The sequence below is a fragment of the Streptomyces sp. AM 2-1-1 genome (assembly GCF_029167645.1).
In the GTDB taxonomy this organism is placed as follows: Bacteria; Actinomycetota; Actinomycetes; order Streptomycetales; family Streptomycetaceae; genus Streptomyces.
Window position 1 is genome coordinate 1115085 of the sequence record NZ_CP119147.1, and the last position, 15255, is coordinate 1130339.

The window sequence follows — 15255 nt, forward strand, 5'->3', positions numbered from 1 at the left end:
ACCGGCCACGGTCTACGACCGCGCGGCGCGCGCGAGGCGTCTGGCCTCCTCGCGGGTGGCGACGGCGATGGCGTCCTCGTCCACGGTCGTCAGGCGGCCGTTCTCCACGACCGGCTTGCCGTCGACCAGCGACAGGGTGACGGGCGCCGCCGCACCGAGGACGAGCGCGGCGACCGGGTCGGCGATGGAGGCGTGGGCGAGGGTGTCCATCCGCCAGAGCACCAGGTCGGCGAGTTTCCCCGCTTCGAGGGAGCCGATCTGGTCACCGCGGCCCAGCACCCGGGCGCCGCCGTGCGTCCCGAGCCGCAGCGCCTGACGTGCCGTCAACGCCCGTTGCCGGTGCGGTCCCAGCCGGTTGACGAGGAGGGCGTTGCGCAGTTCGGTGTGGAGTTCGCCGGACTCGTTCGAGGCGGTGCCGTCCACGCCGAGCCCGACCGGCACGCCGGCCGCGAGCATGTCGGGAACCCGGGCGATCCCGGCTGCCAGCCGGGCGTTGGAGGAGGGGCAGTGCGCCACGCCCGTACCGGTACGTGCGAACGCGGCGATGTCCGCGTCGTTCATGTGGACGCAGTGGGCCATCCACACGTCCTCGCCGAGCCAGCCGGTGGACTCGAAGTAGTCGGTCGGCCCCATCCCGAACAACTCCTTGCAGAACTGCTCCTCTTCGACGGTCTCCGAGCCGTGGGTGTGCAGACGGACCCCCTTGGAGCGGGCCAGTTCCGCACCGTGGCGCATCAGTTCGGTGGAGACGGAGAACGGGGAGCAGGGTGCGACGGCGATCTGGGTCATCGCGTCGAACGAGGCGTCGTGGTGGGCGTCCACGGTCGCGGCGGTGGCTTCGAGCGCGGCGTCGAGGGTCTCCACCGCGAAGTCCGGCGGGAGTCCGCCGTCGCTCTCGCCGCGGTCCATGGAGCCTCTGGCGAGCGTGAACCGTACGCCCGTGTCGCGGGCGGCGCCGATGATCGCCCCGGACAGGTCGCCGGAGCCCCGGGGGAAGACGTAGTGGTGGTCCATCGCCGTGGTGACACCGCCGCGCGCCATCATCGCGAGCGAGCCCTGTGCCGCCGCGCGGACCATCGGCTCGTCGATGCGGGCCCAGGTCGGGTAGAGCGCGACGAGCCAGTCGAAGAGGTGGGCGTCGGTGGCGAGACCCCGGGTGATCCACTGGTAGAAGTGGTGGTGGGTGTTGACGAGTCCGGGGGTGACCAGGTGGCCGGTGCCGTCGATGCGGCGGACCACACCGGTGAGACCTTCGGGGGCGCGGCCCGCGCCGACGGACTCGATGCGGTTCCCAGCGACGACGACGTGGCCGTGGGAGAACTCGGTGTCGTACGCGTCGACGGTGGCGATCGCGCAGTTCTCGATGACGAGGCGCTGGAGCCCGGCCGGATCGGTCATCGTGTGTCCTTCCGTGAGGGCCGAAATGGGCTGGTGGGCGGTGGCGGGGGCGGGAAGGGCATGGCGGAGCGGCTCAGAGGCTGGTGAGGTCGGCCGGGATGGTCTGCTCGGCGCCGGCGCGCAGCACGGTGGCCTCGATCAGTCCGTAGGGCCGGTCGGCGGCGAGGTAGACCGCGCCGTCCTCCGAGACGTTCTCGAGCCCGAACGGCTCCAGGTCCACCAGGAAGTGGTGCTTGTTCGGCAGCGAGAAGCGGATCTCGTCGATCTCGTCTCGGTTCTCGATGACCCGCGCGCCCATCTGATGGAGCGTCTGCTGGAGGGAGAGGGAGTACGTCTCGGCGAACGCCAGCAGCACGTGGGCGCGGGCCTGCTGCCAGGACTCCTCCCAGCGGGGCATCTCCTCGGTGGCGTCGGACCAGTGGTACCGCCACCGGGCGGAGACGTCGGTGGCGAGGATGCGGTCGTACGCCTCCTCGAGGGTGGTGTACCGGTCCTTGGCGAACCCCCAGAACTCGGAGTCGGTGGAGTTCAGGACGGTGAGTTCCTTGAGCCCCGAGACAACCTCCCACCGCTCGCCGTCGTAGGTGATCTGCGCGGTGCGGATCTCCTGCCCCTTGCGGACGAAGGAGTGGCGCGGGCGGTCCGGGTCCGTGGCGGCGGGGTCCTCGATGCGCTCCCAGGCGTACTCCTCGATCCGGACGCGCGCCCGGGTGATCGCCGGCTGGGAGGAGACGAAGTGGCGGGCGAGGTGGATGCCGAACTGCTCGGCGGAGTCGATGCCGTGCTCCTTGGCGAACGCGTACACCGTGTTCTTCATGGTGTCGGTCGGCAGGACGTGGGCGTTGTCGCCCGAGACGTGGACCTCCCGCAGGTCGCCGGAGAGGGAGACCGAGACGTTGAGGTCCTTGATGTGGTGGGTGCTGCCGTCCCGCACGATCTTGACGACACGGCTCTCGGCCTTGCCGTACTGGTTCTGGCCGAGGACGACGGCGCGGGAGAGGGGGGCGGTACCGCCGGAGGGTTGCTGCTCGGGAGTGTTCACGGGCTACCGAAACCTTTCTGCGGGAAGCGGGAGGCGGCGCCGTCAGGGTGCGGGCCCGGGGCGTACGGATACGGCGGTCGGGGCGTGGTGCCGACGGATACGGCGGTCGGGGCGTGGTGCCGACGGATACGGCGGTCGGGGCGTGGTGCCGACGGATACGGCGGTCGGGCGGGTGCTTCCGGCTTCGGCGGACCGCCCCGGCGATACGGGGGGCGGAGCGACCCCCTCGCGGTGGCTGAAGGAGTGGGCCGGACGCGGTGGCCCTCAGCTCCCCCGGTAGACGGAGTAGCCGAACGGGCTGAGCAGCAGGGGCACGTGGTGGTGCTCGCCGGGACGGACGGTGAAGACGATCGCCACCTCCGGAAAGAACGCTCCGCCTTCCATGGGCCCGGCGGCGGAACTTCCCTTCTCCTGTGCGGAGTAGGCGCCGGTGTCGAACTCCAGGCGCACCTGTGCGGCGTCCTCGGGAAGGGCGGGCAGATCCGCGCATCGGCCGTCCGGGTCGGTCAGCGAACCGCCGAGCGGAGTCCAGCCGGCGGTGGCGTCGGCCCGGGTGGAGACACGGACGGGGACGGAGGCCGCGGGGCGGCCGACAGAGGTGTCCAGGACGTGCGTGGACACCGTGGCGGTGGTGTCGGTACTCAGGACCGTCACTCCCCTTCGGTCAGGAGGCGGGTCAGCCGGATACGGTTGATCTTGCCCAGCTCGGTGCGGGTCGTCGCGTTCTCCCGGTCGGGCGTGTTCGTCGTCCGGGTCCGCAGGGCGTCGCGCATCTGCTCACCGGTGGCGCCGGTGGCGCAGATCAGGAAGACGTGTCCGAAACGCTCCTGGTAGGCCAGGTTCAGCTCCAGCATCTCGGCCCGGAGCGCCTCCGAGGCGTCCGTCATTCCCCGCTGCTCCCGCTCGGAGGCGGGATCGCCGGGTTTCGGCCGTCCGATCGGCGGGTGGCCGGCCATCGCCTCGGCCAGGTCGCCCGGGGAGAGCGCCGCGGTCGCCGCGTCGCTCGCGGTGAGCAGGTCGTCGGCGGTCGCGTACGGATGCCCGGTGAGCAGAGCTCTGCCCCAGGCCGTGCTGGAGCAGATCTCGTGCAGTACGCGGGCGACTTCGTCGTGCGCCAGGGCGTTGAACCGGGCCAGGCCCGGTGGCGAGCTCGACTCCACGGAGCCTCCGCGCTGTTCGTCGCTGTGCGTCGTACGGGGTGCGAACAGCTAACGCCCCTGCGCGACACCACGTCAACACTTTGTTGAAATTGACCTGACGGGCGGGCGAGCCGGTTCCCGTCCGGACGGCCCGTCAGACGCCCTTCTCCCGGTTGAGGTAGTTGTAGACGGTGAACCGGCTGACACCGAGAGCGCTCGCCACCGTCTCCACCCCGTGCCGCACGGTGAAGGCGCCCCGGGCCTCCAGGGTGCGGACCACGGACTGCTTGGCCCGGCGGTCCAACTCCGCCAACGGCCCGCCGTACGTCCGTTCCATGGCGGAGAGGATGTGGTCCAGCGAGTCGGAGAGCTGGGGCAGCCGTACCGCCAGGACGTCCTTCCCCTCCCAGGCGAGCACCACATCGTCCGGCCGGGCCTCGGCGGCTTCCAGCAACTCGGCGCCCAACGCGTCGGCCAGGGGCTGCACGGCGACGGCCAAGGGGTGGTCCGGTACGGCGGCACTCACCGCTCCCCCTCACCGATCACGTTGACCTGGAGCGTGATCCGGGTCGCGCCGGCGGCGAGAGTGCGCCGGAGCAGTTCGTCCACGGCCGTCAGCACCACGTCCGCGCCGCCCTCCGCCGTGTTGCCGAACGGACCCACGTCCACCGCGTCCAGCGGCGCCGTGCCCACGACCTCGCGGGCCACCGCCGCGTGCGCCGGGATCTCGTCGAGATCGAAGGGCTCGGTGGTGAATTCCACCCTCAGACGCACGGTGCCTCCCTGGAGTCGCGGCCGGTGTGCGGGCCGCCCCGGCCCCGACTGTAACGCGGGGCCGCGCGCGGTCTCGCCGGTCTGCAGGAGCGGCTGCCGCTCGGGCCGCTTCGGGCGGAAACAGCGCGGACCGGCTGACCGACGGCCCCTGCCGGAGGACGATGTACGGGCACGGGGAGGCCGAGGGACGCCCCCACGGACCCGACCGGGCACCGCGCGGCCCGGCCCTCGGCCGGCCCGAGCACCCCGCCCACCACGCCCGAAGCTCCGGACCCGCCCTGCCGTCATCCGCCTCCTCTGCCCGCCCCTCGCCCCTCGCCCCTCGCCCGCAGAACGCCGCGCCGGTCTCCGGGCGGCGGCCGAAGGAGACCTTGTGGAACCCGCGCACGTGCGCTGCCCCGTCTGTCTGCGCGACCACACGTTCGTGACGCCCGTCCACTCCTGTCCCTGCGGTGCCCCGACCGCCCTGCGGCCGGTGCGCGGCGCACCCGTCACCGCGGTCACCCAGCGCGTCTGGGAGGAGTGCTGGGTCGTCGCGCGGTGCTTCGCCTGCGGGCGCGACGACCACTGGCCGCAACCGGAGCTCGGATGCCCCTGCGGTACGGTCCTGCGCGTCCCGGTCGTGCGTGCGGAGTCGCCGGCCGCCCCCGGCACGGAACCGGAGACCGGAGCCGGTACGCGACGGGGGGACGGGATCGATGCGCCACCCGTGGTCGACCCCGGCACCGGCCCCGGCACGGAAGCCGGGTCCGCCGCCGGACCGGAGCCGGAGGCCGCGCCCTCCGCCCGCGTCCCCCTCCCCCGTGCCGCGGCTCGTTCTCCGCGCCCGCCGTTCCGGCCGCTGCCGATCCACACCGCCCGCGACGCGGTGACGGTGGCGGGTCTGTACCTCGGCTGGCTCGGCTTCCAGGGGATCGTCCAGCCGCCCGAACGCCCCGCCTCCCGGGTCGATCTGCGGGCCGAGGGAGCACTCGCGCAGGTGGAGACCTCGACCCTCGCGACCGGGGTGCGGGAGATCGAGTGCCTCTGGCTGAACGCGCTCAGCGAGTCCGTGACCGGTGTCTTCTTCTCCCTCTCCGGATACGAGGACGCCGCCACCCGGCGCGCGGATCTGGTGTCGATGCCGCTGTTCGCGATCGACTCCACCGGCACCCCGCAGCCGGCCAACCGCGCCGCCGAGGAGCTCCTGCGCGCGGGGGCGTAGACGGTGTCCGGCGGTGTCCGAGGAGCGCGGCGGAACGTCGCCCGGCACCCGGCCGACTTCCGGCGTCCAGGTACCCGGGCGGGCCTCCGCTCGCCATACTGGCCGTATGCGCATCCGCTCCGCCAGACGCTCCGATCTCCGCCGCCTCCAGGACATCGAGCGCGCGGCGGGAGAGCCGTTCAGAGCCCTGGGAATGGCAGACGTCGCCGACGACGAACCGCCCTCCCTCGCACTGCTGGAGAGCTACCGGGCGGCCGGGCGCTGCTGGGTGGCAGCCCATCCCCACGCCCGTGAGGACGACCGGCCCGTCGGCTATCTCCTCGCGGATCCGGTGGACGGCGCCGCCCACATCGAACAGGTGTCGGTCGATCCCTCGGCGGCCCGGCTCGGCATCGGCCGGGCACTCATCGATCACGTCGCCGCGTGGGCGGAGGAACAGGGCCTCGCCGCGCTCACCCTGACGACCTTCGCCGACGTCCCGTGGAACGCGCCGTACTACGCGCGCATCGGGTTCACCGTGCTGCGCGAGGAGGAACTCACCGACGGGCTGCGGCGGATCAGGGCCGAAGAGGTGGACAGCGGCCTGCACCTGCGGCCCCGGGTCTGCATGCGCCGCGCACCGGCCCGGATCGCCCTGCCCAGGCCCGTCGCCCCGACGGCGGTCGCCCGGCCTGCGGGCCGGGGCCAGCGGGCCGACGTTGTCAGTGGCGAACGCTAGCCTGCGAGCATGGCTTTGACCGACCGTCACCTGTCCTCCGACCGGACCCTCCCCGCCGACCCGGCGCCGGCGCCCGGCCACACCGACGACGCACGCCCCGGCGGCCGCACCGGCCCGTCCGCCGACGAGACCAACGCGGCCATCCGGGCCCTCGTCGACTCCCGCGCCGGACGCGACTGGTCCTCCGAGGCGTACGAGGTCCTGCTCATCGAATGGGCGGCCGCGACCCGGGACCCCGGGCGGCCCGAGGTGGTCGAAGCCGCCTGAGGTCCTGGCGGGCCGCCCTGGTGCCGGGCGGGTCAGCGCAGGTCGCCCTCGGCGTACTCCGTCCCCTCCGCCCGGGCGGTCCGCTCGCGCAGCTCGACCCGGCGGATCTTGCCGGAGATGGTCTTGGGCAGCTCCGCGAACTCCAGCCTGCGCAGGCGCTTGTACGGGGCGAGGACGGCGCGGGAGTGCGCGAACAGCACCTTGGCGGTGTCCGGTCCGGGTTCCCAGCCCTCGGCGAGTACGACGTACGCCTTCGGCACGGAGAGCCGGAGCGGGTCGGGGGCGGGCACGACCGCTGCCTCCGCGACCGCCTCGTGCTCCAGGAGGGCGCTCTCCAGCTCGAAGGGCGAGATCTTGTAGTCGGAGGACTTGAACACGTCGTCCGCGCGGCCGATGTAGGTGATGTATCCGTCCTCGTCGCGGGCGCCGATGTCCCCGGTGCGGTAGTAGCCGCCCGCCATCGCCTCCGCCGTACGCTCGGGGTCGCCGCGGTAGCCGGTCATCAGGCCCACCGGCGCCGCTGCGAGGTCGAGCGCGATCTCCCCCTCGGTGGCGCCGGGTTCGCCGGTGAGCGGGTCGAGCAGCTCGACCCGGTAGCCGGGGGTGGGGCGGCCCATCGAGCCGGCCTTCACCTGTTGGCCGGGTGAGTTGGCGACCTGGACCGCGGTCTCGGTCTGCCCGAAGCCGTCCCGGACGGTGACGCCCCACGCTCGCCGTACCGTCTCGATGACCTCGGGGTTGAGCGGCTCCCCGGCCGCGACGACCTCGCGCGGCGGGTGCGCGAGCTGGGTGAGGTCGGCCTGGATGAGCATCCGCCAGACGGTGGGCGGCGCACAGAAGCTGGTGATGCCCGACCGGTCCATCTCGGCCATCAGGCGGGCGGCGTCGAAACGCTGGTAGTTGAAGATGAAGACGGTGGCCTCGGCGTTCCAGGGGGCGAACAGGTTGGACCAGGCGTGCTTGGCCCAACCGGGCGAGGAGATGTTGAGATGGACGTCTCCGGGCCGCAGCCCGATCCAGTACATGGTCGCCAGGTGACCTACGGGGTAGGACACATGGGTGTGTTCCACCAGCTTCGGGCGGGCGGTCGTGCCGGAGGTGAAGTAGAGCATCAGCGGCTCGTCCGAGGCGGTCGGCCGGTCCGGTACGTACACCGGGGAGTGTTCGCCGACGCCGGCGTAGGAGCCCCACCCCTCCGGGACCCCGGAGCCGTCGCCGCGCGCCGGGTCCCCCACCGCCAGGCGCGTGTAGGAGCCCGGGACCCCGTCGAACTTGGCGGTGTCCTCCGCGCGCACGATCACGTGGCGGACCCGGCCCCGCTCGACGCGGTCACGCAGGTCGAGCGGTCCGAGCAGCGGGGTGGCGGGGATGACCACGGCGCGCAGCTTCATCGCCGCGAGCGCGGTCTCCCACAACTCGACCTGGTTGCCCAGCATCACGAGGATGCGGTCGCCCTCCCGCACGCCCTGGGCGGCGAGCCAGTTGGCCGCCTGGTTGGAGCGGGCCGACATGAGGGCGAACGACGTCTCGGTGCGGCGGCCGTCCTCCTCCACGATGTGCAGGGCGGTCCGGTCGTTTCCCCGGGCGATCACGTCGAACCAGTCGAGCGCCCAGTTGAAGTGAGCGGCGCGGGGCCAGCGGAATCCCGCGTACGCGGTCGCCCAGTCCTCGCGGTGCTGGAGCAGGAAGTCCCGGGCGGCCCGGAACGTCTCCGTCGCGCTGTCTGCCGACATGTGTCCTCCTCGGTGCGGACCGGACCGGTCGTTTCCGGTGATTCAACCAGTCACGCCGGCTTCGGGACCCCCGCGGGGGTGGGCGGTCCGCTCGGACCCGGGGTCCGCCCCGGGACCCGGGGGCCGCACGGTCCGGCCGCTCCGCTCACTCTCCGAAGTCCACGAAGCCGGCGAAGCGGACGTCGTGCTCCGCGGCCTCCGTCATCACGCTCAGCAGGTGTACGGCCTCCTCGGCGACCGCCTCCCGGTCCGCGCGGCCGAGTACGCCCAGTGGTTGCACGGTGGCGGTCGCCCGGTCGCCCGTAGCGTCGAGGCGCCAGATCGCGGCGAGGAATCCGTCGACGAGCACGGTCCCGTACGCCTGGTTCCCCTTGCCGTTGCGTCCGGCGAACCCGGCCGGGATGATCCGGGTGCGGTCGGCGTGGCCGAGGAGGACGTTGTCGAACTCGGGCAGGAAGCGCGGCGGGGCGGGGGTGTCGGGGTCCGGGCGCGGGGCGTCGGGGAGGTCGAAGAGCTCGACGCCGTTCCCGTCCCGGAAGGTGCGGAGCCCCGGCCTCAGCCGGTCGAAGACCTCGCGCGTCCGGGTGAGTCCGGCCCAGACCTGGAAGTCCTTGACGGAGGCCGGCCCGAAGGCGCCGAGGTAGCGGAGCGCGAGGGCGTCGAGATCCGGGGTCCCGGGTGCGGGGCGGCCGAGCCAGTGCTCCAGGGTGGTGAGGGTGACCTGCCCGCTCCGCCCCCAGAGGCCCCGCGGGGTGGTCTGTGCCAGCGGGAGTGCGCAGCGGGCGGCCACGGTGAGGGCGAGCGGATCGGCGCCCGGCCATGCGGAGAGGAGTTCCGTGCGCAGCTCCGCCACGGTGCGGGGCCGTTCCTCGACCAGCGCGCGGGTGATCGCCTTGAGCCGGTCGAGGTCCACTCCGGCGAGCCCCCGGCGGAAGAGTTTCAGTTCGCGGTCCCGGGCCGGCTGGACGAGCGGCCGGACGGTGAGCGCGTCGTCGGCGGTGTGGGTGTGGATCGTGGAGCGCAGGGTGACGATCCGTACGACCTCGCGCGACTCCATCAGCCCGGAGAGGCCGGCCGGGTCAAAACCTTCGAGGCGCGAGAAGAGCTGGAAGTAGGGCGGTCGGGTGTTCTGCGCCTGGAGTCCGACGAGGTGGGCGACGGCGTCCTTCGGGCCGAGCGCCGACCGGGCGAGCAGGAGCTGGCGGTGGAGCGTGGCCCGGTTCAGTGCCCTGGCGGTGAGGACGGCCGGGCGCGGGGGCCCGGCTGCGGGGCGGCGTCCGGGAGGGTTCGTCTGAGCGGCCATGTCCGGCACGGTACGCGGACTCGCGGACAGTTCCGGTCCGCGAGGAAAGATCGCGTCCGGCGCGGGTGCGCCGGCGGCCGGAGCGCACGCCGGGGAACTCCTCCGGCACGCCGGCCGTACGCGGCCGACACTCTCGGGCGGACGGGGTGACCGGGGTCAGGGCTTTCCCGCCCGCATGATGGAGGCGTGATCAGCGTTCTGTTCGCCATCCTGACCGCGCTCAGCAATGGGGCCGCCTCGGTCTTCCAGCGCCGGGCAGCCGCCACCGCGCCGGACTCCTCGGCGATGCGGCTCTCCCTCTTCCACCATCTGCTGCGCCAGAAGGTGTGGCTCGCGGGCATCGGGCTGGTGATCGTCGCGGCGGTCTGCCAGGCCGTGGCCCTGGCGACCGGGCCGATCGCGGTGGTGCAGCCGATCTTCGTGATCGAGCTGCCCTCCACCCTGCTGCTGGCCGGCGTCGTGATGCGCGTCCGGGTCCCGCGCCAGGTCTGGTACGGAGTCGCCGCGGTGACGGCCGGTCTGGCGCTGGGCATGGCGTCGGCGGCCCCGGGCGGCGGCCACGACACCGTACGCGGCTCGCACTGGGCCATCGCGCTGGTGCTGACCGGTCTCTTCGAGGCGGCGCTGATCGTGGGGGCCCTGGCATCCCGGCGCAATGTCCGTGCCGCCCTGCTCGGGCTCGCCGCCGCCTGCGGTTACGCGCTGACGGCCGCGCTGATGAAGGACGCCATGGCCCGGCTGGAGGGCTCCGGCGGGGTGTTGCGGCTGTTCTCCTCCTGGCAGCTCTACGCCACGGCCGCGGCCGGTGTCGGCGCGCTCTTCCTGCTCCAGAACGCGCTGCAGGCGGGCACGCTGGTGGCGGTCCAGCCGATGCTGACCCTCGGCGACGCGCTGATCAGCATCCTGTACGGGGTGACGCTCTTCGGGGAGACGCTGCGCACCGGCTGGTGGCTGCTGCCGGAGGTGGTCGCGCTCGTCCTGATCGCCCTGGGCTGCCTGGAACTCTCCCGGTCGCCGCTCGCCTCCGGGAAACCGCTGCCACCGTCCCGGGTGAAGTGACGGAGGACCGGCGGCGGGCGCGGGTCACGCGCCGCCGGTCGACCCGGATGCCTTCCGCGTCCGCCCGGCGTCCCGGCGCCCCGCCACCACGTCGGCGATCGCGGCCAGGAGGCCGGCGCAGACGAAGGCGACCGAGACGATGAGGCCGTGGTCGTAGGCGGTGGCCCAGCCGTCGTGGGTGACCTGGGCGAAGAAGACGGAACCGACTGCGGCGATGCCGATCGCGGAGCCGACGCGCTGGCCGGTCTGCAGGGTGCCGCCCGCACTGCCCGCGTTCGCCACCGGGACCTCGGAGAGGGTGAGCGTCTGGTTGGGGGCGATGACCAGACCGCTGCCGAGTCCGCCGAAGAGCAGCGGGGCCGCCATCGCCCATCCGGCGTTCTGCCCCGGCACCTGGTGCACGGCGAGCGCCGTCCCCGCCAGCCCGATCGCGACCATGGCCAGCCCCACGACGACCAGCGGGCGGCCGAAGCGGCCGACGAGTCGCCCGCCGATCGTGGCGGCGACTCCCGAGCCGATCGCGAACGGGGAGATGGCCAGACCGGCCTGGAGGGCGCTGTAGCCGAGGCCGGACTGCAGATAGAGCGTGGTGACGAAGAAGATCGAGGTGAACCCGGCGAAGTACAGCAGGATCAGCAGGCAGCCCAGCCAGTAGGAGCGCAGCCGGAACAGCGCCAGGTCGAGGACGGGCCGTGTCTTGCCGCCCGCGCAGCGCGCCTCCCAGGCCACGAACGCGGTGAGCAGCGCCGCGGCGAGGACGAGGAGCAGCCACTTCGTGCCGCCGTGCCACTGCTGGGACTGGACGAACGGCAGCAGCAGGCAGAGCACGCCCGTGCCGAGCAGCACCACGCCGACCGGGTCCAGGTCGCGGGCGCGCACCCGGCCGGCCGACGGGGTGTCCGGCAGCAGCCGGCGGGCCAGCAGCAGGCAGACCACACCGATCGGCAGGTTGACGTAGAACACCCAGCGCCACCCCTCGTCGGCGCCGGCCAGCTGGATCAGCAGCCCGCCGAGCAGCGGTCCCACGGCGGTGGAGATGCCGACGACGGTGCCGAACATCCCGAAGGCGCGGCCCCGCTCGCGTCCGGAGAACATCTGCTGGATGAGGGCGGAGATCTGGGGTGAGAGGAGACCGCCCGCGCACCCTTGGACCAGTCGGGCGATGACCAGCCAGAGGCTGGACTGGGCGGCCCCGCAGGCGGCGGAGGAGAGGGTGAACAGGGCGAGCCCCACCATGAACACCGCCCGACGCCCGCGGGCGTCGCCGAGGCGGCCCGCAGGGATGAGGAAAAGGCCGAAGGCGAGGGCGTAGCCGGAGAGTACCCACTGGAGGTCGGACTCCGGGGTGTGCAGCCCTTCCTTGATGGAGGGCAGCGCCACGTTGACGATCGACACGTCCAGCAGCGTCATGAATCCGGCGACCAGGCAGACCGCGAGGGCCCGCCAGCGCTGGGGGTCGGGCTCCTGCCGTCCGGCGTCGCCAGGACCTGAGGGGGAACCGGGAGGCGTACCGCGTCCCTGCGGACCGGGACGCGCCGCGCTCGGAGTCATGCTTCGGACCCTAGGCGGGCCTCCCGCATTCCTCATCCCGGCCCGCTCGGACATGCGGTCGGACATCTCTTCGGGCGTCACTTCACGGGGTTCGTCCGGCACGGGTCGCTCGTGCCCGCTCCCTCCGCCCGCACACCCTTCCGGGCGGTGTCCGGCGGATCATGGCCGGACACCTCCGGCCCCGCACACCCGTGCGGCTTGCTTCCGGCCGGTCACCCGTCCGGCCCGCACGCCGCTTCCGCCCGCCCGTCCGCCGTACGCACGCCGCTCCGGCCCTCTCGTACGCCGCTTCCCGCCTGCCCGCCCGCCGTACGCCCGTCGCTCGGCGACTCTCGCACGCATCGCCGAGGGCACGCCGCGCACCGGCAACTCACCCACACGATGCGGGGAATTAACCTCTGATGCCTTGTCATGCCTGTTCTACGCGCATAGCTTTCTGCTCTCACTACACCTTTGGGGGCAGTACCCGTGCAGATATCCAGAACCCGTTCGGCCGCGCTGGCCGGTGTCGTCGCCGTCGCGCTGTCGGTGACGGCCCTGCCCGCCGCCCTCGCCGCCCCGTCCGCCGGCGCCGTGATCTCGGAGGTCTACGGCGGCGGAGGCAACTCGGGTGCCACGCTCACCCGCGACTTCATCGAGCTGGGCAACGCGGGCAGTACGGCGTTCGACCTCTCGGGCTACAGCGTCCAGTACCTTCCCGGGACCCCCTCCGCCGGCTCGCTCTGGCAGGTCTCCCCCCTCACCGGAGCCGTCGCCCCGGGCGGCCGCTACCTCGTGGCCGAGGCCGCCGGTACCGGCGGCACGGTCGCACTGCCCACCCCCGACGCCACCGGCACCGTCGCGATGGCGGCGGGCAGCGGCACGGTCGCCCTGGTGGCGGGCACCGCTCCCCTCACCTGCAAGACGGCCGCCGACTGTGCGATCGACACCCGGATCGTCGACCTCGTCGGGTACGGCTCCGCCGTCGTCCGCGAGACCAGCCCGTCCCCCGCCCCGTCCGCGACCTCCTCGGTGGCCCGCACCGCCTCGCTGGCCGACACCGACGACAACGCCGCCGACCTCTCCGCGGGCGCCCCGACCCCCGTCAACACGGCCGGCCAGACCTCCGGCGGCGGCTCCACCGACCCGGAGGAGCCGGGCGAGCCGACCGAGCCGGGCACCGTCCGGGTGCACGACATCCAGGGCACCACCCGCCTCTCGCCGCTGGACGGCAGGACCGTCACGGCGGTACCGGGCGTCGTCACCGGCGTCCGCACGAGCGGCTCGCGCGGGTACTGGCTGCAGGACACCGCGCCGGACGCGGACCCCCGCACCGGCGAAGCCGTCTTCGTCTACACCGGCTCCGCCGCCCCGGGCGTCGTCGCCGGGGACGCGGTCCTGGTCAGCGGCACGGTGGACGAGTACTACCCGGGCACCGGAACCCAGTCCGTCACCGAGATCACCGCCCCGAGAACCACGGTGCGCTCGCACGGCAACGCGCTGCCCGCGCCGGTCGTGCTCGACGCGTCCTCGGTACCGGCGGCGTACACGCCCACCGCGGGCGGCGGCTCGATCGAGGCGCTCCCGCTGGAGCCGGCCACCTACGCCCTCGACCTGTACGAGTCCCTCGAAGGCGCCCGGGTGCGGATCGTGGACACCCGGGTCGTCGGCGCGTCGAACTCCTACGGCGAGATGTGGGTGACGGTCAAGCCGAACGAGAACCCGAGCGCCCGCGGCGGCACGCTCTACACCTCGTACACCGACCAGAACACCGGGCGCATCGAGGTGATGTCCCTGGATCCCGCGCGACCGGTCCCCACCGCGAACGTGGGAGACGTGCTCTCCGGCGCCACCACGGGCGTGCTCGACTACGTCTCCTTCGGCGGTTACGCCCTCCAGGCCACCGAGGTCGGCACGCTGACCGACAACGGGCTCCGTCGCGAGGTCACCCGCAAGCAGAGGAAGAAGGAACTCGCGGTCGCCACGTACAACGTGGAGAACCTGGACGCGCTCGACGGCCAGGCGAAGTTCGACACCCTCGCCTCGGGCGTGGCCGTCAACCTCTCCTCGCCGGACGTGGTCTCCCTGGAGGAGATCCAGGACGACAACGGTGCGGCGAACGACGGCACGGTCGGCTCCGAGGCGACCCTGCGGCGCTTCACCGACGCGATCGTCGCCGCCGGCGGCCCGCGCTACTCGTGGCGCTACATCGCCCCCCAGGACGGCGAGGACGGCGGCGAGCCCGGCGGCAACATCCGCAACGTCTTCCTCTTCAACCCGAAGCGGGTCACCTTCGTGGACCGCCCGGGCGGCACCGCGACGACCGCCGTCACCGCGGTGGACACCCGCAAGGGCGTCCAGCTCTCCGCCTCGCCCGGCCGGATCAACCCGGCGAGCTCCGCGTGGGCCGACAGCCGCAAGCCGCTGGTGGGCGAGTTCCGCTTCGGCGGCGACACCGTCTTCGTCATCGGCAACCACTTCGCGTCCAAGGGCGGCGACCTGCCCCTGCACGGCAAGAACCAGGAACCGCAGCGCAGTTCGGAGGTCAAGCGCATCCAGCAGGGCGCCGAGGTCAACACCTTCGTCAAGGCGCTGCTGGCCGCGGACAAGTCGGCCAAGGTGATCACTCTCGGCGACCTCAACGACTTCGCGTTCTCCCCGGCGGTGGCCGCGCTGACCGACGGCAGGGTGCTCAAGCCACTGATCACCACGCTGCCCGCGAACGAGCAGTACAGCTACGTGTACGAGGGCAACTCCCAGACGCTGGACCACATCCTGACGAGCCCCGGCATCCGTCGGCTCGACTACGACGTGGTGCACATCAACGCGGAGTTCGCCGACCAGGCGAGCGACCACGACCCGCAGATCGTCCGTGTGAACCTCGGCGGCGGTCCGGCCGGGCACGACGACAGGAACCACGGAAAGGACAAGGGGCACGGCAAGGGGCACTGACCCCGCGCCGTGCCCACGGAGGGCCGTCCGCTCGCGGGCTGCCCTCCGTGGGGCCCTCGGCCCACTCGGTAGGTGGCGGGTGGGAACCGGCCACTCGCCCCGCGGAGGACCGGCACGTGGTCCGCGCGGGGGAACA

General features: G+C 73.0%; 14 protein-coding genes. 5 read left to right on the plus strand and 9 right to left on the minus strand.

Features of this window, described 5'->3' with window-relative positions; genetic code table 11:
• Window positions 1-12: 12 nt before the first annotated feature.
• From PZB77_RS04760 to PZB77_RS04785, 6 genes are all read right to left on the minus strand, one after another.
• Window positions 13-1398: an 8-oxoguanine deaminase gene (locus PZB77_RS04760; RefSeq protein WP_275491270.1), complete on the minus strand. Its 1386-nt coding sequence runs from the start codon at window positions 1396-1398 to the stop codon at window positions 13-15.
• Between the two features lie 73 nt (window positions 1399-1471).
• Window positions 1472-2440 carry a factor-independent urate hydroxylase gene (gene pucL / locus PZB77_RS04765; protein WP_275491271.1) on the minus strand — a complete coding sequence of 323 codons (969 nt, stop codon included), beginning with the start codon at window positions 2438-2440 and terminating at the stop codon, window positions 1472-1474.
• Window positions 2441-2704: 264 nt separating this feature from the next.
• Window positions 2705-3085 (minus strand): hydroxyisourate hydrolase, encoded by a 381-nt coding sequence (gene uraH / locus PZB77_RS04770; protein WP_275495918.1) that lies wholly within the window; start codon window positions 3083-3085, stop codon window positions 2705-2707.
• A gap of 5 nt (window positions 3086-3090) precedes the next feature.
• Window positions 3091-3600, minus strand: a complete 510-nt coding sequence (gene uraD / locus PZB77_RS04775; RefSeq protein ID WP_275491272.1) for a 2-oxo-4-hydroxy-4-carboxy-5-ureidoimidazoline decarboxylase — start codon at window positions 3598-3600, stop codon at window positions 3091-3093.
• A 133-nt stretch (window positions 3601-3733) separates the two neighbouring features.
• On the minus strand, window positions 3734-4105 hold the full coding sequence (locus PZB77_RS04780; RefSeq protein ID WP_275491273.1) for a helix-turn-helix domain-containing protein: 372 nt from the start codon (window positions 4103-4105) through the stop codon (window positions 3734-3736).
• Window positions 4102-4353, minus strand: coding sequence for a hypothetical protein (locus PZB77_RS04785; RefSeq protein ID WP_275491274.1), 252 nt, complete (start codon window positions 4351-4353; stop codon window positions 4102-4104). Before PZB77_RS04785 ends, PZB77_RS04780 begins: the two co-directional genes overlap by 4 nt.
• Before the next feature lie 373 nt (window positions 4354-4726).
• On the opposite strand from PZB77_RS04785, the gene PZB77_RS04790 reads away from it, so the two are divergent.
• The 3 genes from PZB77_RS04790 to PZB77_RS04800 all read left to right on the plus strand — a co-directional run bounded on the left by PZB77_RS04790 (window position 4727) and on the right by PZB77_RS04800 (window position 6542).
• On the plus strand, window positions 4727-5557 hold the full coding sequence (locus tag PZB77_RS04790; protein WP_275491275.1) for a hypothetical protein: 831 nt from the start codon (window positions 4727-4729) through the stop codon (window positions 5555-5557).
• Between the two features lie 106 nt (window positions 5558-5663).
• Entirely contained in the window at window positions 5664-6275 is a 612-nt protein-coding gene (locus tag PZB77_RS04795) for a GNAT family N-acetyltransferase (protein WP_275491276.1), read from the plus strand.
• A gap of 30 nt (window positions 6276-6305) precedes the next feature.
• Window positions 6306-6542 carry a hypothetical protein gene (locus tag PZB77_RS04800; RefSeq protein ID WP_275495919.1) on the plus strand — a complete coding sequence of 79 codons (237 nt, stop codon included), beginning with the start codon at window positions 6306-6308 and terminating at the stop codon, window positions 6540-6542.
• Between the two features lie 32 nt (window positions 6543-6574).
• Here the strand turns inward: PZB77_RS04800 and PZB77_RS04805 are convergent, their stop codons facing one another.
• Window positions 6575-8275 (minus strand): AMP-binding protein, encoded by a 1701-nt coding sequence (locus PZB77_RS04805; protein WP_275491277.1) that lies wholly within the window; start codon window positions 8273-8275, stop codon window positions 6575-6577.
• Window positions 8276-8420: 145 nt separating this feature from the next.
• Window positions 8421-9578: a winged helix DNA-binding domain-containing protein gene (locus PZB77_RS04810; protein ID WP_275491279.1), complete on the minus strand. Its 1158-nt coding sequence runs from the start codon at window positions 9576-9578 to the stop codon at window positions 8421-8423.
• A 186-nt stretch (window positions 9579-9764) separates the two neighbouring features.
• Here PZB77_RS04810 and PZB77_RS04815 point away from each other — a divergent pair, with 186 nt between their 5' ends.
• Window positions 9765-10637: a DMT family transporter gene (locus tag PZB77_RS04815; RefSeq protein WP_275491280.1), complete on the plus strand. Its 873-nt coding sequence runs from the start codon at window positions 9765-9767 to the stop codon at window positions 10635-10637.
• A gap of 24 nt (window positions 10638-10661) precedes the next feature.
• On the opposite strand, the gene PZB77_RS04820 is transcribed toward PZB77_RS04815, so the two are convergent.
• On the minus strand, window positions 10662-12188 hold the full coding sequence (locus tag PZB77_RS04820) for an MFS transporter (protein WP_275491281.1): 1527 nt from the start codon (window positions 12186-12188) through the stop codon (window positions 10662-10664).
• 468 nt (window positions 12189-12656) lie between these two features.
• On the opposite strand from PZB77_RS04820, the gene PZB77_RS04825 reads away from it, so the two are divergent.
• Window positions 12657-15119 (plus strand): endonuclease/exonuclease/phosphatase family protein, encoded by a 2463-nt coding sequence (locus PZB77_RS04825; RefSeq protein ID WP_275491282.1) that lies wholly within the window; start codon window positions 12657-12659, stop codon window positions 15117-15119.
• Window positions 15120-15255 lie beyond the last annotated feature (136 nt).